Source organism: Pseudomonas sp. C8002, assembly GCF_013385765.1.
Classification (GTDB): Bacteria; Pseudomonadota; Gammaproteobacteria; order Pseudomonadales; family Pseudomonadaceae; genus Aquipseudomonas.
In genome coordinates this window covers 119,224-139,525 of record NZ_JACAPJ010000008.1, presented here as the reverse complement: position 1 = coordinate 139,525, position 20,302 = coordinate 119,224, and the positions used below count along the sequence as shown (strand labels likewise).

Genomic DNA, 20,302 nt, shown 5'->3' with positions numbered 1-20,302 from the left:
CGGGCGCGCAGCCCGGCGAAAAGGGGCGGCAGGCGCTGCAAGCCTGCCTTCAATAAGGTCTCAATCCTGCTTCAACACCCAGAGCAACTCATGACGGCGCACCGCCTTGCGGAAGAACTCATTCTCTCCGTAAGGCGATGGACTACGGCCCGCCAGTAATTGCTGCAACCACCTGCGCACGCGGCGCTTGAACGGCGCCCGCGGCTGCAAGTCGTGCATCATGCCCAGGGCCATGGCCTTGTCCTGCTGCTGGCTCAGCGTCAGCGGCAAACTGCAAGGCACAAGTTCACGGGAGGCATCAAAACGCGGCGGCAAGGCCACGCCAGCGCCCGAATCCCCCATGGGCCAACGATCGTTATCATGCAGGTGGTTGGCGTAGCCGAGCAACGTGCCCGGTTGCCACTCCAGGCCTTGCAAGGCTTCGAGAATCGCAGCGTGGGCGCAGATGTGATCCGGGTGCGGATCCAGCAGCGGCGTCGGCAACACGATCACCTGCGGGCGCGCCTTGAGCAGCAATGCCCGCAGGTCGGCAATCAGGTTATTCCAGGTCGGGGCGCCGTCCACATCCCCGGGCAAGGCCAGGGCATTGAACTGGCGAAACAGCCGCGTATCGTCCAACTGGGCTTCCCGGGAAACCTGGGGCCGATCCGGTGCGGCCTGCATCGCTGCAAGCTGCATGCAGAAGTACCCCAACTGCACGCACTGCGCTTCGGGAACGCCCGCCCAACGCGGCACGGTGACGCTGTCCCAGGCACGCAGGCGGCCTTTGAGTCGTGCGGCATCGGCCTTGGGCATGCCCATCTGCTGATAGTGATCGGCTTCGATTTCGCCCGCCGTCAGGGTGACGATCCAGCTCTCGTCGGCTTGGCTGTACAGGCTGAAAGCGGCCAATTCGGCATCGTCGGCATGGGGCGCGATGACCATCACCCGTTGGCGACGGTAGTCCGGTTGGCGGAACAACCAGAGCGTCGGCTGCCCCTTGATCCGGCAGAAGCGCCCGCGCAAGCGCAGCTTACCGCCGGCGAGTGCTTCGCCCATGCCCGTCAGGTTGAGGTAACGCCGGCCTGAAAGACCACGCTCGAAGACTTGCCGGTCTGGCGCATCCAGGCCCAACACTTCCACCGCCGGGTCGAGAAAACGCCCCAGCCACGAGCTTTTGAGCTCAACCCCTACGATCAGGGTTTCATCGCCCACCAAGGGCGTGTCCAACAGCAGGCGCCCTGCTTCAAGACGCAGACCCGCGCACTCGCTCCCTTCAGGAAACGCGTACTCATAGTCGTCTTTAGGCGAGTAGAACAGATGGTCGGCAAACCAGGCTTCATGCGCGGCCCACAGCACCACCGCCAGCAGCAGCGGCAACCACCAGGCCACCAGCACACCGACAGCCACCAATAGCAACAGGCCCACCAACAGCGCAATACGCTTGTTGCGCCGGTGCTGCTTGAGCAATTGCTGTTTGCGACTCATACGCTGAACACCGGCACCGGGTTGCACCAGCGCTCCTTGTATTCACGGTCGGAACGCCCGAAGGAGAAACGCAGCGGCTTGTCGCTCGCCCGCGCTTGCTCCCAGGCACTTTGGGTATTGAGGAAACTCAGCACGCTGCCGGGGCTGAACGCCTTGGTTTCAGGGTCGACACCGCCGTTGACGTATTCGGCGCTGACCCACTGCGGCGCCTGCACCTGATACACCAGTTGCACGGCAATCGCAGCGTCATTGAGAAACAGCACCGAGCCGAACAGGAATTCCTTGAGCAACTCCAGCACCTCGGCCAAGCGCTCGGCACCCGCCGCCGGGAAACCCCAGCGCCGCTGGAACAGGTCGCAGTAAATCGCCGCCAGTTCGCTGCTGGAAAACTCGCCGACCGCCCGCACCACGCCGCCGGCCTCTTCCAGCAAACGCAATTCACGGCGCTGGTTGTAGCGAAACTTCTTCGACAACTCTTCCGGTGTGCGCGCCATGGCCAACTGCTCGGCCTGGGGCTTGAGGGTGCTTACGCGCCCCTCATTCAGTGCAGAGAGATAACGCGCGCGATGGCGCAATGGCACCTGCGCATCGGCGGCAATCGGCAGAATGATCTCGGCATTACCCAGATCAAACAGGCCTTTTTTGCCTTTGCGCTTGAGCACGTCCTTGGACAGGGCCAGGTCGCGCCCCCAGGTAGCAATTGCGCCCTTCAGCTCACCGTCCTGCTCCCAGCCCAGGTAGCGCACCGGAATCTGCGCCAGGTGCGCCAGCCGCTCGACGATCTGCGGATGAGTCGCCACGCTGCCGCCAAAACGCTGCCAGGCCTGGGCGTAAACCTCAGCCTCGACAGGCGTCCAGCCACGTTCACGCCAGCCCTGGAAGCGGTTCAGCATTTAGACCACGGCGTCATAAGGGTCCACGCCGTCCTTGACCACGAGGATGTCTTCCATGATCAGGTACTGCAGGTCGGAACCGAAGAACATGTTCAGCGCGTCGGTCGGCGAGCAGATCATCGCTTCGCCACGACGGTTGAGCGAGGTGTTCAGCGACACACCATTGCCGGTCAGTACTTCCAGTTCTTTCATCATGTCGTAGTAGCGCGGGTTGTATTCGCGCTTGAGCACCTGGGCACGGGAGGTACCATCTTCATGGACCACTTCCGGCACGCGGGTTTTCCACTCTTCCGACACTTCAAAGGTGAAGGTCATGAACGGCGCCGGGTGATCGACCTTGATCATCTGTGGCGCAACGGTGTCGAGCATCGACGGGCAGAAAGGCCTCCAGCGTTCGCGGAACTTGATCTGGTGGTTGATCCGGTCAGCCACGCCGGTGGCGCTTGGGCAACCGATGATCGAACGACCGCCCAGGGCACGCGGGCCAAACTCCATGCGGCCCTGGAACCAGGCCACCGGGTTGCCGTCGACCATGATCCTGGCGATGCGCTTGGGCATGTTTTCAATCTTGCGCCAAACCGGCTTGCTCTCGTGCTTGGCGCACGCCGCGATCACGTCTTCGTTGCTGTAGGACGGGCCGAGATAGACGTGTTCCATCTTCTCAACCGGTACGCCACGGGCGTGAGACACGTAGGCCGCCGCACCCACCGCAGTACCGGCATCGCCGGACGCCGGCTGCACGAACAGCTCCTTGACGTCGTCACGGGCAATGATCTTCTGGTTCAGCTTGACGTTCAGCGCACAGCCGCCGGCGAACGCCAGCTTGCCGGTGTCTTTGAGGATGTCGCCCAGGTAATGGTCGATCATCTGCAACGCCAGCTTCTCGAACAGCGCCTGCATGCTGGCCGCGTAGTGGATGTACGGCTCGTCGGCGATATCGCCTTCGCGCTTCGGACCCAGCCACTCGATCAGTTTTGGCGAGAAGTAGAAACCCTTGCCCTTCTCTTTGTAGCGGCGCAGGCCGATGACGTTGGCGTAGTCGGTGTTGATCACCAGCTCGCCGTTTTCAAAGGAGGCCAGGCGCGAGAAATCGTACTTGCTGGCATCGCCATACGGCGCCATGCCCATGACCTTGAACTCACCGTCGAGCATCTCGAAACCGAGGAACTCGGTGATCGCGCCATACAGGCCGCCGAGGGAGTCCGGATCGTAGAATTCCTTGATCTTGTGGATCTTGCCGTTTTCGCCGTAGCCGAAGAAGGTGGTGGCGTACTCGCCCTTGCCGTCGATCCCGAGGATCGCGGTCTTCTCCTGGAAGCCCGAGCAATGGTAGGCACTGGAGGCGTGGGCCAGGTGGTGTTCAACCGGTTCGATCTTGATTTTCTTCGGATCGAAGCCCAGTTGCTCCAGGCACCAGACGATCTTGTTGCGATAGCGCTTGTAGCGACGGTTGCCCATCAGGATCGCGTCGAGGGCGCGGTCCGGGGCGTACCAGTAACGCTTGGCATAGTGCCAGCGGGCCTCGCCGAACAGGCTGATGGGGGCGAACGGAATCGCCACCACATCAACGTCGGAAGGCTTGATACCGGCTTGTTCCAGGCAGAACTTCGCCGATTCGTAGGGCATGCGGTTCTTTGCATGTTTGTCGCGCACGAAGCGCTCTTCTTCGGCGGCCGCGATCAGCTTGCCGTCGATGTACAAGGCTGCGGAAGGATCATGGCTAAGGGCGCCGGACAGGCCAAGAATCGTCAATGCCACAGGGGTCTAGCCTCTTTTAGTCTGCATGCAGGCGCGTCACGCCTGAAAAAAGTGTGCTCCCCGCCTGGGCGAGAAACAGCTAAAGGGCGGGATTATAGCGTAAACACGGCGCGGGATGATCTAGGGATTGTGGCGACCGGTTGTCACTGCAGGCCTAGCGGAAAATCTCGATGCTGCCGTCCCTGTTCTGGCGGTAGACCGTGTAGGGCAGCACGAGGGTGTCGAGCAAGCCGGAGGCCACGAGCTCGGCGGCGAAGATCGGCAGGGAGCCGGAGGCATCGCGCGTGTGCTCTTTGGTGGTGTCGGGCGCGCCGTTCAAGGTGCAGAAACCGTAGATCACCCCACTGTAGATACGCGGCACGTTTTCACAATAACTGCGCGATTCCTTGAGGTTCTGGCTGGCAACGGCGTCCGGGCGAAACACCGTGTTGATGGTGCCGCAACCGGTGGTGGATACCAGTACAGCGGCGAGAAGGACTCTGGTTGCAAGACTCACGGACAACTCCATTTGGCATAAGTGTGGGCATTCATCCCTGCCCCATACAACCTTGCCGGATCCGTTTATGAACCCGGGCGCCAATAGATACTGATGTTGCCATCGGTACCTTGCTTGTAGACCGTATAGGGCAGGACCACTGTATCAACAATGCCCGAAACCGTTATATCCAATAGAACGAATGGCATCAGCACGCCAGTGAGGTCCGGCGCGGCGTGCAGCAGGCAGAAATCAAAGGCAACCCCGCTGTAGACACGGGGAATCGACTGGCAGTAGGTTTTTTGCTTCCTGAGTTCACGTGCCGCCGCCGCGTCTTCGCGCAACAGCGTATTGGCCGTTCCGCAGCCGCTCAACACAAGGATTCCAATGCTTAGCGCAGCAGTCATTTTTAGCGTCATGGCCAGCCCTCTGAATGGTCAGCAACGCTAACATCGGCCCTGTTCGTGCCCCAGACCCCGTGCACCGCCGCGCCATGTAGGAGGATTCCGAAATGGTAAAAGCTGGCTGAATCGTTAAACTCGCGCACTTTTGTGCGTCATGGATGCTGGTTTACTCATGAAAGTTGTTGCCCCCAAACGCTTCGCCCTGTTGCTTCCCGGCCTTCTGGGCCTGTGTAACGGCGCCCAGGCCGACGAGGCTCCGCTGGTCCTCGACCCCAGCGTGGTCACCGGTTCGCGCAGTGCCAGCCCGTCGTTTGACCTGCCGTATTCGGTGGACAGCATCAGCCGCGAGCAAATCAGCGATGGCCAACTGGGCATCAATGCTTCAGAGGCACTGTCCCGCGTGCCCGGCCTGGTGGTTCAAAATCGCCAGAACTACGCCCAGGACTTGCAGATTTCCTCCCGTGGCTTCGGTGCCCGCTCGGCATTTGGTGCGCGCGGTATCAAGCTGATCGCCGACGGCATACCCGCCAGCACCCCGGACGGTCAGGGCCAGGCGGCGACGTTCAACCTCGACACCGCCGAGCGCATCGAAGTCCTGCGCGGCCCGGCCGCCACGCTGTATGGCAGCAATGCCGGCGGCGTGATCCAGATGTTCTCCCGCAACGGCGAAGGCCCGCCGCGCATCGGTGCCGAGACGCTGGTGGGCAGTGACGGCCTGAGCAAGAACCACCTCACCGCCGAAGGCGCGGCAGACGGCGCAGGCTTCGTGCTGGACGCCTCGCGCATGGACACCGACGGTTATCGCGACCACAGCAGCGCCCGCCGCGACCAGACCTTTGCCAAGCTCAATTTCGAGCCCGATGAAGACAGCAAACTGGCGCTGATCTACAGCAGCCTGGAACAGAACGGCACGCAGGATCCGCTGGGGCAGGCGTGGGATGCGTACAAGGCCGACCCGCGCTCGGTCAGCAGCGCCGCCGAGCTGTACAACACCCGCAAAAGCATCGACCACCAGCAACTGGGGATGAATTACGAGCGGTATTTCGGTGACGCCACACTGCAGGTGAATGCCTATACCGGGCGACGGAGCGTGATTCAGTACCTGTCGATTCCCAAGGGAACGCCCGCCAACGAACGCGGCGGCGGCGTGGTGCAGTTCGACCGCAAGTTCTACGGCGGCTCCGTGCGCTGGATGCAACCGGTCGACAGCGTGCCGGGCGAGCTGATGATCATCACCGGCCTGGATTTCGACCAGAGCGAAGACAGCCGCCACGGCTACCAGAATTACAGCGGCAACACCCTTGGCGTAAAAGGCCAGTTGCGCCGGGATGAAATCGACACCGCCCGCAGCCTCGACCCCTACATCCAGGCCAACTGGGCCATCAATCGCTGGACCCTGCAAGCCGGGGTACGCCACAGCACCATGGAACTGGATGTCGACGACCAGTTCCTGAGCAACGGCGACTCCAGCGGCAACAAGACCTATCAGAAGAACACACCGTCCGTGAGCGTGATGTATGCCTTCACGCCCGACCTGCACGGCTACGTCAGTGCCGGCAAGGGGTTCGAGACGCCAACCCAGGCGGAACTGGCGTACGCGCCGGGCAACATCGAAGGGTTCAACTTCGGCCTGAAGCCGTCGGAAAGCACGCAGTATGAAGTGGGCTTGAAGGCACAGTTGAACGACACCCGGGTCAACGCCGCTGTTTTCCAGATCACCACCGAGGACGAGCTGGTGGTGGACCAATCGATCGGCGGCCGCACCAGCTACCAGAACGCCGGCCGCACCCTGCGCCGCGGCTTCGAACTGGGCATCGAAAGCCAGCTCAGCGAGCAGTGGAGCACCAACATCGCCTACACCCGCCTGCAAGCCACCTACGACAGCGACTTCATTGGCGGCGGCAAACCGGTGGACAAAGGCAACTACCTCCCCGGTGTGCCACAAACCACACTATTCGCAGAGCTCAACTGGAAACCCCGGGACTGGGTCAGCACCGCCGTGGAAGGCATGTACCGCAGCAAGGTCTACGTCGAAGACACCAACCAGCAACACGCGGCACCGGGCTACAGCGTGTTCAACTGGCGTGCACGCTTTGAGCAGAAGGTGGAGCACTGGACGTTCCACCAGACCCTGCGCCTGGATAACTTGCTGGATCGCCAATATGTGGGGTCGGTGATTGTCGGAGACGGCAACGGCCGCTATTACGAAGCAGCGCCGGGACGCTCGTGGTATGCAGGCGCCGGCGCCGAGTACACATTTTAGAAACTGACCATCGAACTTGTGGCGAGGGAGCTTGCTCCCGTTGGGCCGCGCAGCGGCCCTAAACCCCTAGCCCACTGCCTTTGGCAACCGCTGATCAATCACCCGATACAACGCACTGCTCTCAGGCCAGTTACGCATAAACCTTGCCCGATCCCTGGCATATGCCGGAGCGAAGCTGCTCAAGGACGTGTGCTGACACATCGAATCCAGGTCGATCAGCGCCCAGCGATCCGTGTGCCAGAACAGGTTATGCCCCTTGAAATCCCCATGGCTGATGCGCTCGCGGATCAACTCTGCGAACAAATTATCCAGGGCCTGCAATTCGGCCTCGGGTGCCTCGCCACTCTCAACATACGGCGCGAACCGCTCGATAATGTCCGGCCCCGGCAGGTACTCGGTCACCAGATACGCGCGGCTGCGCAGCCACAGGAAGCGCTTTTCCAGCAACGCCAGCGGCTTGGGCGTGGCGATGCCGAGGAACGCCAGGCGATTGCCTTCGCGCCACGAATGCCAGGCCCGGCTCGGGCGCCAGAAGCGCTTGAGCCAATGGGCAAAACCCTTGATGTTGTAGCGCTTGATCACGAGTGGTCGACCGGCCACCTCGACCTTGGCGACACTGGCCGCCCCGCCGGTTTTATACAGGTGGCCCTGATCCAGCAGCGCATCGGCCTGCGCCAGCACCGGCAGCATCGCCGCTTCTTCCTCACGACGAGTCGCGCGCAGGGCGAACGGCCCGCGCACGACGCTGAACAGCGTGCACTCCCGGCCAACCTTGCTCAGGAAGTCCTTCAAGCGCCAGACGCTGACCTTGCGTACCTGCTTCTGCAACGCTTCGAGCGGCAACGCGTGTTCGCCATTGCTCAGCAGGTAATACACCAGCAACTCTTCGGTAAACGGCTCGAGGTTTTTCGGCAACTGCGCGAAAAACACCCCAAGGTTTTCCAGGACCCGGTTGCGCGACAGCGGTTTGCCCGCTTCTTCGACACAGATCCCGGCGCCGTCGATCAAATACAGTTTGCCGTCCTGACGCAGCAGGTTGTCCAGGTGCAGGTCTTCCTGCCACAGGCCCTTGGCGTGCATCTGCGCAATCGCACCCAGCGCTTCGGCGAGCACCGCTTGCTGCTGGTCAGCCAGCGGCGGCAGGTGTTCAACAGCCTGCCACGCATCAGCCAGGCTGTCGGCGCCTTCAAGAAACTCGAACAGCAGCCAACCGCCCTCACCCTCTTGCAGACCATCGGCCAGCAACAGCGGCGTGGTCAGGCCTTGCTCGGCCAACAGCCGCACGCCCTTGAGTTCACGCTGAAAATGCCGCGCCGCCTTGCTGCCCACCAACAATTTGGCCAGCACCGGGCGCCCGCGCCACACAGCTGCGCCGACATAACGCTGGCCCGGCAATACTCGCAGCAGGCTCAGCAGTTGCAACTGCCCAGGCCCGGCAGCGTCTGCCAGTTCGATGCTCAGGGGCAAGCTTGGCGTGCGGCCGGCATTTTTCAGTTCGGACAAACGCATCAGCGGTTCTCCTTGTGACTGCGCCGGGCCGCCAGGCGCTGGTGCCAGGTGGCAACCAATGCGCTGTCCTGCGGCTGGTCCAGGTAGGCCGCCAACAGCTGGCGAACCTGATCGTCCGACCACTGCGGCGCACGGCGCAACAGCGGTTCCAGGTCCTTGACCCGGTCACGCCAGCCGAACAGCAGCGGGCGGGTTTTCTCCAGGTCGATCAACTGCGCCGCGTACCCGTCGCCGGTGGCCTGCAGGAAAATATGCTTGGGATAAAAACAGCCATGCACCTGGCCCACGCTGTGCAACTGACGAGCAAGCTGACCGCAGGCCAGCAGGATTGCCCGCTGCTGCACGTCGCTCAACTCAGCCCATTGCTCCAGCAATGAATCCAGGTCATTCCAACCATCCAGCGCCCGGGTCAGCAACATCGCCCGATGCTCTCCAGCCACTTTGCGCTCACCGAAAAACGCCGCCTGCAATGCCGGAATACCCAACTGCCGATAGCGGCTGATGTTACGAAACTCGCGGGCAAAACTCGGCTCGCCAAACGGGCGGTGCAAGGTGCGCGTCAGGTAGTTGCTCTGGCGCTTGAGGTAGTAGCCCTGGCCTTCGAGTTCGAGGCGAAACACGCTGCTCCAGCCGCCGCGGCTGGTATTGGGCTCGTCCACCGCATCCAGTTGCTTGGCCCACAGCGCGTCGAAAGTGCCGAGGCCGTTGCGCTCAAGCAATGCTCGATCTTCGGCCGCCAGGAAATCACTCATTCTCGCCCCTCGAAAAACTTCACCACGTGGCGAATTCGCTGTTTGTCCGCCGCACTCAAGTGTTTGCGCTGACGGTATTGCATGTAGAAGCGCAGGCGCTGGGTAGCCGACAAGTGATACTTGGCGACCTTGTCCAGGCAGGCCAGGTCCTTGGTGATGCGGTACTTGAGCCAGAACCCGCGCCAGAAATCGCCATTGGGGCAATCAATCAGGTACAGGGTTTGCTGGTCGTCCACCAACAAGTTGCGCCACTTCAAATCGTTGTGGGTAAACCGGTGGTCGTGCATGGTCCGCGTGTATTCAGCGAGCTGGCGACTGATCTTGTTGACCCACACCGGGTCTGACAGTTGCGGGTCATTGCGCTCGGCCAATGCCGACAAGTCTTCAGTCTTCGGCAGCTCGCGCGTGATCATCGCCCCGCGGTGATACGCCAGGCCTTTACGCTCCAGACCCCAGGCGATCACATCGGCGGTGGGTATGCCCCACTTGGCGAAGCGCTTGAGGTTCTGCCATTCGGACTTGACTCGTGGCTTGCCCAGATAGCGGCGCAACCCCTTGCCTGCACCGACGTAGCGCTTGACGTAATAGTTGACCCCGCCGCGCTCCACGCGAATCACTTCGGACAACGGATCGCGGGTCAGCCGCTCGCCTTGCAGGGCGAACACGGCTTCCAGGCTACCAAAGTCATCCGCCAGGGCGGCGTAAGCGGGTTCCAGGTTCCAACCCGCCATCAGAGCGCATCCCCGTATCGTTGCTTGCGTGCGTAAAGCTTGGCGGCCATGCGTTCCAACGCCGACAGCAGCGCGCTTTGCTCGCCCAGGATCTGGCGCAAAGGTTGCTGGAAGTACGCCTTGAGAAACCGCAGTTTGTCGCGCCGGGTCAAACCGATCTCCAGGGCGGAGTAGTAAAGCCCCGCCAGATCCTTGTCACGCCAGCGCCGGGGAATCTTCGAACGCACCTGGGCACGGTGCAGGTCGATCACCGAGAGCTTGATGTTGTGCACGGTAACCGGCTGGTCGGTGTGCAACAGGAAGTGGCACAGGTAGCAATCACGATGGTTCACGCCCCCCCGGTGCATCGTGCCCAGGGTGCGCGCAAGCTCAACGGTCAAGGCATGCCGAATCGCCGGCACGGGCGGCTGTTTGACCCAGTCCATGGTCAGGTCTTCAAGGCTGACGATAGGCGCCAGCTCTTCAGTGACGATGAACGAGTGCTGGTCGGCCGGGTTGCTGCCCTTTTCACCAAAGGCCACGCCGGTCATGGTGGGCACGCCGAGTTCCCGCAGACGCTGGATCGCGTCCCACTCCTGGCCCGCGCCCAAGACAGGCAACTTGGCCGTGATCAGGTTCTTGAGGATTTCACCCCAGCCAATTCCCCGGTGGATCTTTACAAAATAATGGCGGCCTTCCACTTCCGTACGCAGGGTACGGCGCGCGGCCAGCTCACGAAACACCTGGCCGTCCAGCTTCTCGACTTCGGCGAACGCATCGCGTCCGGCCCACAGGGTCTTGAACGGTTCGGCAAGAATCAACTTCATCGGTTTGGCTCCGCCAGAATCAGGTCCGCAGCGTACTGCGGCATGCTATAGAGGTCGGCCGTCTCAGCGAAGGCCAGACCATTGCGGCTCCAGGCCGCGCGCGCTTGTGGATCGTCGAGCATGTCGACCAGGTACTGGTTGAGTTGGGCCTGCTCGAACGGTTCGTCCAACACCCGGCCATTCTGGGCCTTGTCGATGTAGAACGCGTAACCGCAGACCTTGCTCACCAGTACCGGGAGGCCGGCGACCACCGCTTCGATCAGCACCATGCCGGCCGCCTCGTTGTACGCGGGGTGGATCAACAGGTCCGCGCCCAGCAGAAAGCGCGGGATATCGCTGCGGCCCTTGAAGAACTGCACCTGGTCGCCCAGGCCCAGCGCAGCACTCTGCAATTGGAATACTTTGGGGTCGTCCTGGCCGATTACAAATAGCCGGGTGCGTTTCTTCAGGCTCGACGGCAGCGCGGCCACGGCCTTGAGGCTGCGATCGACGCCCTTGGTCTTGAAGCCCGAGCCGATCTGCACCAGCAGCAAATCATCGTCGGCCAGGCCGAATTCGCGACGAAACTCGGCGCGGATCTCGGCAGCATTGGGCGGCGCGCGGCGGTCGCGGGCGATGCCCGGCGGCAACAAGTGAAAACGCTCGGCCTGGGTCCCGTAATACTGGGTGAACAGCTGCTGCTGGTGTTCGGACAGCACCATGATCTGCGTCTTGGCGTCTTTGTCGAACACTGCACGCTCGTATTCGGCAAAGTGCTTGTACCGGCCGAACCAGCGATACATCGGGTTGCGCAGGTTCTGCGCCTTGTCTTCGAACACGCCGTCGGCGGCGAAGTACAGGTCCAGCCCCGGCATCTTGTTGAAGCCCACCACGCGGTCGACCGGGCGCTTGGCCAGGTCGGCCTGGATCCAGGCGTAGAGCTTTTCATTGCGCCGATGGTTGACCAGCGCCTTGACCGGCGCCACCAGTACTTCAAAGCCCGGCGGCACGTCACCCTCCCAGATCAGCGTATAGACGCGAATCTGATGCCCGCGCTGCTGGCACTCCAGGGCAATGCGCATGAAGTCGCGCTGCAGGCCACCAAAGGGGAAGTATTTGTAGAGGACAAAAGCCAGTTGCATCAGTGTTCCTCAGCCAGTAACAACGTGCTTAAACGAGTTGCGACACGCTCAGGGTTCAGGCGAGTGAAGCACAGGGGCCACTCGCGCTTGAGATCGAACCGACGCTGGTCTTCGGCGGTCGGTTGATAAGTGCATTTCTTTTGCAGGCAAGGCGCACACGGGAAGTCGCTGGCCAGGTGAATCTGCGCCTTGCCATAAGCCCCGGTCAGGCCAGGATTGGTAGGGCCGAACAGGGAAATCGTTGGCACATCCAGCGCTGCGGCCAAGTGGCCAAGGCCGGTGTCGACCGCGACACACGCCTTCGCACCCGCCAGCACCCGGGCCACGCCCGCGAGGTTCAGCCTGGGCAGCACTTCGGCGTTTTTCAGGCCCTGGGCCAGGCGCTCAGCCCGGGCTTTTTCGGCGGCATTGCCCCACGGCAACTTCACGTCCACGCCAAAGCGGTCCATGCGCTCGGCCAGGTCGCGCCAGTAGGCTTCCGGCCAGTGCTTGGTGTCCCAGGTGGTGCCGTGCAGCAGCAGTACAAACGGTTTTTTCGGCGGCAGGCCCAGCAGCTTGTCGACACTGAGGCCGTAGTCGCCCAGGCCTTTTGGCAGGTCATAACCGAGGGCGACGGCAAACAGCTGGCGCAAGCGCTCCACCGCGTGCTGCCCACGGGCCACGGCCAGGCGCCGGGAATAGAAGTGCGCCGCCAATGGCTCGCGAGCCGACTGTTTGTCGAAACCGGCCACCGGGGCACGTACGTAGCGGGTCAGCCAGGCACTTTTCAGCAGGCCCTGGGCGTCGATCACCAGGTCGTATTTGGTCGACTGCACGCTCTTCTTGAAGCGCCGCCATTCGCCACTCTTGAAGGTCTGCCAGAGGTTCTTGCGCCAGCGGCGGATCGCCACCGGGATCACCTTGTCCACCGCCGGGTGCCAGGTGGGAATCTCGGCGAAGCCTTCTTCCACCACCCAGTCAAACCGGATGCCCGGGATCGCCCGCGCCGCGTCGGTCAACGCCGGCAAGGCATGAATCACATCGCCCAGGGATGAGGTCTTGATTACCAGAACCCGCAACTTAACGAACCTCGACCACAGTGCCCTGCAACCGCTGCAACGCGTCGCTGACAGGTTGCGGCAGCAACTGGCGCAGGCAGTTGTAGTGGCCGAAGCGGCAGGTGCGATCAAAACACGGGCTGCAATCCAGGCCCAGGCGCACCACTTCGACCTTGTCGGCCAGCGGTGGGGTAAAGCCGGGAGACGTCGAGCCATACACTGCCACCAGCGGGCGGTTCAGCGCCGCGGCCACGTGCATCAGGCCGGAGTCGTTGGACACCACCGAGTCGGCACAGGACAGCAGGTCGATGGCCTCGGCCAGGGACGTGTCGCCGCTCAGGTTGACCGCCTCTTCGCGCAGCCCCGGGATCAAGCGCTGGCGAATATCCTCGCCCACCGAATGATCGTTTTTCGAGCCGAACAACCAGACCTGCCAGCCCTCGCGAATCTTCATCTCCGCAACCTTGGCGTAATGCTCCGAAGGCCAGCGCTTGGACTCGCCAAACTCGGCGCCAGGGCACAGCGCCAGCACCGGACGGTCCAGCTCCAGGCCGAACTTGGCCAGGGCGGCGTCGCGGGTGACCGGGTCGATTTGCAGGCTCGGGCGCGGATAAGGCGTCGGCAACTCGGCTCCCGGCGCGTAGGCCAGGGCCATGAAGCGCTCGATCATCAGCGAGTAACGGGCCTTGTCGAGCTTGCGTACGTCGTTGAGCAGGCCATAGCGAAACTCGCCACGCCAGCCGGTGCGCTTGGGAATACCGGCGAAGAACGGCACCAGTGCCGACTTCATCGAGTTGGGCAACAGGATCGCCTGATCGTACTGGCCAGCCAGGGACTTGCCGATGCGTCGACGGGTCGCCAGCTCCAGCGCGCCGTGGCCGAGCGGGAAGCTCAAGGCCTGACGCACCTCGGGCATGCGCTCAAGGATCGGCCGGCTCCACTCGGGGGCGAGCACGTCGATTTGGCAGTCGGGATGACGTTGCTTGAGGCACTGGAACAGTGTCTGCGCCATCACCATGTCACCGACCCAACTGGGCCCAACGATCAGAATATTCATGTAGTTTCCACAAACGATACGGGGAGGCTCATGCCTCCCCGCCTTATATAGTGTTTCAGCTTAACCCCAGTTCATGCCAGATTCGCTGCACCTGGCGCCGTTCGTCAGCGAACTGGTCCCCGGCCACCGTACCGGCCTCGTTCTGCAGGGCCTGGCGGTGAGCGGCGGAACGGTAGGCTTTATACACCTCGCGCAGCAAATGGGCATCGGCGGCGGGCATCAGCCCGACCTGCTCCAGGCCTTCCAGAATGCGGATATTGTCGGTGTAGCGCAGCAACGTTGGATGTTGCGCAGACCACGCCAAAGCCGCGTATTGCACCATAAATTCAATATCGACGATACCTCCGGCGTCCTGCTTGAGGTCGAACGCCACCGTGGGTTCGAAGGCATTCGCCGCCGTTCCCGCCGCCGTGGACTTGGTGCCGAGGTTGTCGCGCATCTTGGCGCGCATCTCGCTGACCTCCTGGCGCAGCTTGTCCAGGTCCTGCGCGCGGCCCAGCACTTGCGCCCGTACCTGCTCGAAAGCACGGCCCACATCCTGACTGCCTACCAGCACTCGCGCCCGCACCAGCGCCTGGTGCTCCCAGGTCCAGGCTTCGTTTTCCTGATAACGCGCAAATGCGCCCAGGGAACTCACCAGCAAACCGGATGCGCCCGAAGGCCGCAGGCGCATGTCCACTTCATACAACTGGCCCGAGTTGGTCTGGGTGGTCAGCAGGTGAATGATTCGCTGCCCCAGCCGGGTAAAGAACTGCGCGCCGTCGATCGGCTTGGCACCGTCGGTTTCGGCCTGGGGGTCACCGTCATGGATAAACACCAGGTCCAGGTCCGAACCATGCCCCAATTCGATGCCGCCGACTTTCCCATAACCGACAATGATGAAGCCAGGATCGCACAAGGTGCCGTCCACCCGTTGCGGCGAGCCGTAGCGGGCAACCGTCTGGCGCCAGGCCAGGGCCAGCACTTGTTCGAGGATGGCTTCGGCGAGCCAGGTCAGGTAGTCGCTGACTTTCATCAGCGGCAGGCTGCCGGCGATTTCCGAGGCGGCCACCCGCAGGCGGTGGGCCAGCTTGAAGTGCCGTAGGGCCTCCATCTGCTGCTCAAGGTCATCTTCGGGGATGCGCGTCAGGCGCTCGCGCAATTCGGCGGCCAGTTCCGGCGCCAGCGGCGGCTTGAACAGGCGGCCTTCGTTGAGTAGTTCGTCCAGCAGCAGCGGGAAGCGAGTGATCTGCTCGGCAATCCACGGGCTGGCGGCGCACAGGGTCAGAAGGCGACGCAGGGCGTCGGGGTTTTCCGTCAGCAACACCAGATAAGCGGAACGCCGGGCGACGGCTTCGACCAAGGGCAGGACGCGCTCCAGTACCAGGTCCGGGTTGGCATGTTCGACGGCCTGGGCCAGCAAGCGCGGGATAAATGCATCCAGACGCTCGCGACCCAGGCGCTGCATGGCACGCAATTGCGGACTGCTGCGCAGGCCGGCCAGGGTTTTCAAGGCTTTGGGCGCGTCGGTAAAACCGCCTTCCTGCAACTGACGGCAGGCGGCTTCCTCGTCCTGGGACTCTTCCCACAACGGCAACCACTCACCGCCCACCATCAACTCGCTCTCTTCGCCCTCTTCTTCATCCGGATCGGCAATCACCTGGCGGAAATGCCAGTCCACCCGGCCACGCCAGTACATCAGGCGCTCATGAAACGCGGTCCAGTCCGGAAAGCCCAGCATGAAGGCAATCCGCGCCTGGTCTTCGGTGCCATCCGGGAGCATCTGCGTCTGGCGATCGGCGATCGCCTGAATCGCGTGCTCGGTGTAGCGCAGGAATTCATAGCCATCGCGCAGCTCGGCGACCACCGCCGGCGGCAGGTAACCCTGGCCTTCCAGGGTACCCAGCACTTTTAACAGTGGGCGCTGCTGCAGGCTCAGGTCACGGCCACCGTGGATCAGCTGGAACGCCTGGGCGATAAATTCGACTTCACGGATGCCGCCCGAGCCGAGCTTGATGTTCTCGGCCATGCCCTTGCGCCGCACTTCCTGCTGGATCAGCTGCTTCATGGTGCGCAGCGCTTCGATGGCGGAAAAGTCCAGGTAACGCCGGTAGACAAACGGTCGCAACATGTCGAGCAGTTGCGCACCGGCCACCTGGTCACCGGCCACTACCCGCGCCTTGATCATGGCGTAGCGTTCCCAGTCGCGGCCCTGGTCCTGGTAGTACTGCTCCAGCGCGTTGAAACTGAGCACCAGCGCCCCGGCTGAGCCGTAAGGTCGCAGGCGCATGTCGACCCGGAACACAAAGCCGTCGACGGTCATCGGGTCCAGGGCCTTGATCAGTTTTTGACCAAGGCGGATGAAGAACTCCTGGTTGTCCAGCGAGCGCTTCACGCCAACCGTGTCGCCGCCTTCGGGGTAGGCGAAGATCAGGTCGATGTCGGACGACAGGTTCAGCTCCACTGCGCCGAGCTTGCCCATGCCGAGGATGACCATGTGCTGCGGTTCGCCGCTGCGACGGCCCGTGGGTGTGCCGAACAATACGCAGTGGCGCTGGTACAACCACTGATAGGCCTGGTCGATGCTGGCGTCGGCCATGTCCGATAGATCACGGCAGGTTTGCACCAGGTCCGCCTGTCGGGTCAGGTCGCGCCAGATGATCCGCACCTGCTGGCGGGTGCGCTGGCGGCGCAGAACCCGGCCCAGTTCGTCTTCTGTCTCGGCTTGTTGCACGGCCGTCGCAATCTGTCCGCACAGCTCGCCGGGGGCAAAGCTGCGGTCCAGTTCGCCCCAGGCCACCAGCTCGAGCAACATCAAAGGGTCACGAACACTCTGTTCAATGACGAAATCACTGGCGGCGCACACACGGGCGAAGTCAGCCCAACGTTGCGGCGTCCACTCAGAAAGGCCATTATCGCCGTCCAATCCGGCCACGGCGTCACGAAATGACTGCTCGGCCCGCTTGGCAAATGGAAGCAGGATGGCCGGGAGTTCGGCCTGCATTGGAAGGCTCATGGTCTATCCTTGATCGGCGCGTAAAGGGCTTGTAGCTGTGAACGCAAGAACCACGCTCGGTGAAGGACTGTCGAACAAAGGTTAGAAATAGCTGAAAATTTTTCTTTTTTGGCAGTCAACATCAAATCTCTACCCTTTCTTGTTCGCAAAAGATCAACAATAACGATTATGCTCGCCAGCTAGACCGAGCAATCCGCTCAGTCTTGTGTAGTTTTACTACTCGTATATACATTCGAAAGGCTGAAATGGCCGACGATTTGTAGTAAAACTACAGGACGCCGAAGCAACCTTCGGCCATCCAAGAATTTATGTCGTCTGCCCACAAGGCCAGTCGCAAACTTCAGGCAACCGATTCTGGTAGCCTTTCCGCCCTGGAGCAAGCCATGCAAGACCTCGATCCCGTCGAAACCCAGGAATGGCTGGACGCCCTGGAATCGGTTCTCGACAAAGAAGGCGAAGACCGTGCTCACTACCTGATGACCCGTATGGGCGAACTCGCGACCCGCAGCGGCTCGCAACTGCCCTACGCCATCACCACGCCGTATCGCAACACCATCCCGGTAACCCACGAAGCACGCATGCCTGGCGACCTGTTCATGGAACGCCGCATTCGCTCGCTGGTACGCTGGAACGCCATGGCGATGGTAATGCGCACGAACTTGAAAGATTCTGACCTGGGCGGTCACATCTCCAGCTTCGCTTCCAGCGCAACCCTGTATGACATCGGCTTCAACTACTTCTTCCAGGCCCCGACCGAAGAACATGGCGGCGACCTGATCTACTTCCAGGGCCACACCTCGCCAGGCGTCTACGCCCGTGCGTTCATGGAAGGCCGCATCACCGAAGAACAAATGAACAACTTCCGCCAGGAAGTCGACGGCCAGGGCCTCTCGTCCTATCCGCACCCTTGGCTGATGCCTGATTTCTGGCAGTTCCCGACGGTATCCATGGGCCTGGGCCCGATCCAGGCGATCTACCAGGCACGCTTCATGAAGTACCTGGAAGCCCGTGGCTTCATCCCTGAAGGCAAGCAGAAAGTCTGGTGCTTCCTGGGCGACGGCGAGTGTGACGAGCCGGAATCCCTGGGCGCCATCTCCCTGGCCGGCCGCGAGAAGCTGGACAACCTGATCTTCGTCATCAACTGCAACCTGCAGCGCCTCGACGGCCCGGTTCGCGGCAACGGCAAGATCATCCAGGAACTCGAAGGCGTGTTCCGTGGTGCTCAGTGGAACGTGACCAAAGTCATCTGGGGCCGTTTCTGGGACCCACTGCTGGCCAAGGACGTCGACGGCATCCTGCAACGCCGCATGGACGAAGTCATCGACGGCGAGTACCAGAACTACAAAGCCAAAGACGGCGCGTTCGTACGTGAACACTTCTTCAACACGCCTGAACTCAAGGCAATGGTTGCAGACCTGTCCGACGACGAGATCTGGAAACTCAACCGTGGCGGCCACGACCCGTACAAGGTCTACGCGGCGTACCACGAAGCGGTCAACCACAAAGAACAACCGACCGTCATCCTGGCCAAGACCATCAAGGGTTATGGCACCGGTGCCGGCGAAGCGAAGAACACTGCGCACAACACCAAGAAAGTCGATGTCGACAGCCTGAAGTTGTTCCGCGACCGCTTCGACATCCCGGTCAAGGACGAAGAGCTGGAGAACCTGCCGTTCTTCAAGCCGGAGCCAAACAGCGCCGAAGCCCGCTACCTCAGCGAGCGTCGCACTGCACTGGGCGGTTTCGTGCCACAGCGCCGCGCCAAGAGCTTCAACATCCCGACTCCGCCACTGGATACCCTCAAGGCGATCCTGGACGGCTCGGGCGACCGTGAAATCTCCACCACCATGGCCTTCGTGCGGATCCTCGCGCAGTTGGTCAAGGACAAGGAAATCGGCTCGCGTATCGTGCCGATTATCCCGGACGAAGCCCGTACCTTCGGTATGGAAGGCATGTTCCGTCAGTTGGGCATCTACTCCTCCGTCGGCCAGCTCTACGAGCCAGTCGATAAAGACCAGGTGATGTTCTACAAGGAAGACAAGAAGGGCCAGATCCTCGAAGAAGGCATCAACGAAGCGGGCGCCATGAGCTCCTTCATCGCTGCCGGTACTTCGTACTCCAGCCACAACCAGCCGATGCTGCCGTTCTACATCTTCTACTCGATGTTCGGTTTCCAGCGTATTGGCGACCTGGCTTGGGCAGCAGGCGACAGCCGTACCCGTGGCTTCCTGATCGGCGGTACTGCCGGGCGGACCACGCTGAACGGCGAAGGCCTGCAACACGAAGACGGTCACAGCCACATCCTGGCGGGCACCATCCCGAACTGCCGCACCTTTGATCCAACCTACGGCTATGAGCTGGCGGTGATCATCCAGGACGGCATGAAGAAGATGACCGAAGAGCAGCAGGACGTTTTCTACTACATCACCGTGATGAACGAGTCCTACCAGCAGCCAGCCATGCCGGCCGGTGTCGAGGAAGGCATCATCAAGGGCATGTACCTGCTCGAAGAAGACACCAAGGAAGCCGCTCACCACGTGCAACTGATGGGCTCCGGCACCATCCTGCGCGAAGTGCGTGAAGCTGCAAAAATCCTGCGTGAAGAGTTCAACGTCGGTGCTGACGTATGGAGCGTTACCAGCTTCAACGAACTGCGTCGCGACGGCCTGGCCGTAGAGCGCAGCAACCGCCTGCACCCGGGCCAGAAGCCTGCGCGCACCTACGTCGAAGAGTGCCTGGCTGGCCGTAAGGGTCCGGTTATCGCCTCTACCGACTACATGAAGCTGTTTGCTGAACAAATTCGTCAGTGGGTACCGTCCAAGGAATTCAAAGTCCTGGGCACCGACGGTTTCGGCCGTAGTGACAGCCGCAAGAAGCTGCGTCACTTCTTCGAAGTCGACCGTCACTTCGTGGTGTTGGCAGCCCTGGAAGCCTTGGCTGACCGTGGTGAAATCGAACCCAAGGTGGTAGCAGACGCTATCGTCAAGTTCGGGATCAACCCGGAAAAACGCAACCCACTGGACTGCTGAGGAGA

At 61.8% G+C, this 20,302-nt stretch carries 15 protein-coding genes; 2 read left to right on the top strand and 13 right to left on the bottom strand.

Translation table 11 applies throughout. The annotated features are described in order from the left end of the window. Positions 1-60: 60 nt before the first annotated feature. From HX814_RS14400 to HX814_RS14380, 5 genes are all read right to left on the bottom strand, one after another. Positions 61-1,467 (bottom strand): PIG-L deacetylase family protein, encoded by a 1,407-nt coding sequence (locus HX814_RS14400; RefSeq protein WP_177008308.1) that lies wholly within the window; start codon positions 1,465-1,467, stop codon positions 61-63. After that, the gene (locus HX814_RS14395; RefSeq protein ID WP_008439141.1) at positions 1,464-2,360 is read right to left on the bottom strand and encodes a GNAT family N-acetyltransferase; all 897 of its coding nucleotides are present in this window, start codon (positions 2,358-2,360) and stop codon (positions 1,464-1,466) included. The genes HX814_RS14400 and HX814_RS14395 overlap by 4 nt, the downstream gene beginning before the upstream one ends. Beyond that, positions 2,361-4,118: a carbamoyltransferase gene (locus tag HX814_RS14390; RefSeq protein WP_008439143.1), complete on the bottom strand. Its 1,758-nt coding sequence runs from the start codon at positions 4,116-4,118 to the stop codon at positions 2,361-2,363. It abuts the gene before it with no gap. A 154-nt stretch (positions 4,119-4,272) separates the two neighbouring features. Further along, on the bottom strand, positions 4,273-4,626 hold the full coding sequence (locus HX814_RS14385; protein WP_008439144.1) for a YceK/YidQ family lipoprotein: 354 nt from the start codon (positions 4,624-4,626) through the stop codon (positions 4,273-4,275). Between the two features lie 53 nt (positions 4,627-4,679). After that, complete coding sequence (locus HX814_RS14380) at positions 4,680-5,012, bottom strand: YceK/YidQ family lipoprotein (protein ID WP_010169294.1); 333 nt, start codon at positions 5,010-5,012, stop codon at positions 4,680-4,682. Between the two features lie 157 nt (positions 5,013-5,169). Here HX814_RS14380 and HX814_RS14375 point away from each other — a divergent pair, with 157 nt between their 5' ends. Continuing rightward, positions 5,170-7,260, top strand: coding sequence for a TonB-dependent receptor (locus HX814_RS14375; protein WP_177008307.1), 2,091 nt, complete (start codon positions 5,170-5,172; stop codon positions 7,258-7,260). A gap of 66 nt (positions 7,261-7,326) precedes the next feature. On the opposite strand, the gene HX814_RS14370 is transcribed toward HX814_RS14375, so the two are convergent. Genes HX814_RS14370 through glnE form a run of 8 tightly spaced genes read right to left on the bottom strand, consistent with a single transcriptional unit; the run spans position 7,327 to position 17,268 of the window. Next, the gene (locus HX814_RS14370; RefSeq protein WP_177008306.1) at positions 7,327-8,769 is read right to left on the bottom strand and encodes a lipopolysaccharide kinase InaA family protein; all 1,443 of its coding nucleotides are present in this window, start codon (positions 8,767-8,769) and stop codon (positions 7,327-7,329) included. Continuing rightward, positions 8,769-9,521, bottom strand: a complete 753-nt coding sequence (locus tag HX814_RS14365) for a lipopolysaccharide kinase InaA family protein (RefSeq protein ID WP_003209452.1) — start codon at positions 9,519-9,521, stop codon at positions 8,769-8,771. Before HX814_RS14365 ends, HX814_RS14370 begins: the two co-directional genes overlap by 1 nt. Continuing rightward, positions 9,518-10,252 (bottom strand): lipopolysaccharide kinase InaA family protein, encoded by a 735-nt coding sequence (locus tag HX814_RS14360; protein ID WP_003209451.1) that lies wholly within the window; start codon positions 10,250-10,252, stop codon positions 9,518-9,520. The genes HX814_RS14365 and HX814_RS14360 overlap by 4 nt, the downstream gene beginning before the upstream one ends. After that, a complete protein-coding gene (rfaP, locus tag HX814_RS14355; protein ID WP_003209450.1) occupies positions 10,252-11,058 on the bottom strand; it encodes a lipopolysaccharide core heptose(I) kinase RfaP in 807 nt (268 codons plus the stop codon). The genes HX814_RS14360 and rfaP overlap by 1 nt, the downstream gene beginning before the upstream one ends. After that, positions 11,055-12,179 (bottom strand): glycosyltransferase family 4 protein, encoded by a 1,125-nt coding sequence (locus HX814_RS14350; protein WP_008439159.1) that lies wholly within the window; start codon positions 12,177-12,179, stop codon positions 11,055-11,057. Before HX814_RS14350 ends, rfaP begins: the two co-directional genes overlap by 4 nt. Beyond that, the gene (gene waaC / locus HX814_RS14345) at positions 12,179-13,237 is read right to left on the bottom strand and encodes a lipopolysaccharide heptosyltransferase I (RefSeq protein WP_003209442.1); all 1,059 of its coding nucleotides are present in this window, start codon (positions 13,235-13,237) and stop codon (positions 12,179-12,181) included. Before waaC ends, HX814_RS14350 begins: the two co-directional genes overlap by 1 nt. Position 13,238: 1 nt before the next feature. Further along, the gene (gene waaF / locus HX814_RS14340; RefSeq protein WP_177008305.1) at positions 13,239-14,273 is read right to left on the bottom strand and encodes a lipopolysaccharide heptosyltransferase II; all 1,035 of its coding nucleotides are present in this window, start codon (positions 14,271-14,273) and stop codon (positions 13,239-13,241) included. A 55-nt stretch (positions 14,274-14,328) separates the two neighbouring features. Beyond that, the gene (gene glnE / locus HX814_RS14335; protein WP_177008304.1) at positions 14,329-17,268 is read right to left on the bottom strand and encodes a bifunctional [glutamate--ammonia ligase]-adenylyl-L-tyrosine phosphorylase/[glutamate--ammonia-ligase] adenylyltransferase; all 2,940 of its coding nucleotides are present in this window, start codon (positions 17,266-17,268) and stop codon (positions 14,329-14,331) included. Positions 17,269-17,651: 383 nt separating this feature from the next. Here glnE and aceE point away from each other — a divergent pair, with 383 nt between their 5' ends. Next, positions 17,652-20,297: a pyruvate dehydrogenase (acetyl-transferring), homodimeric type gene (gene aceE / locus HX814_RS14330; protein ID WP_003209439.1), complete on the top strand. Its 2,646-nt coding sequence runs from the start codon at positions 17,652-17,654 to the stop codon at positions 20,295-20,297. Positions 20,298-20,302: the final 5 nt, after the last annotated feature.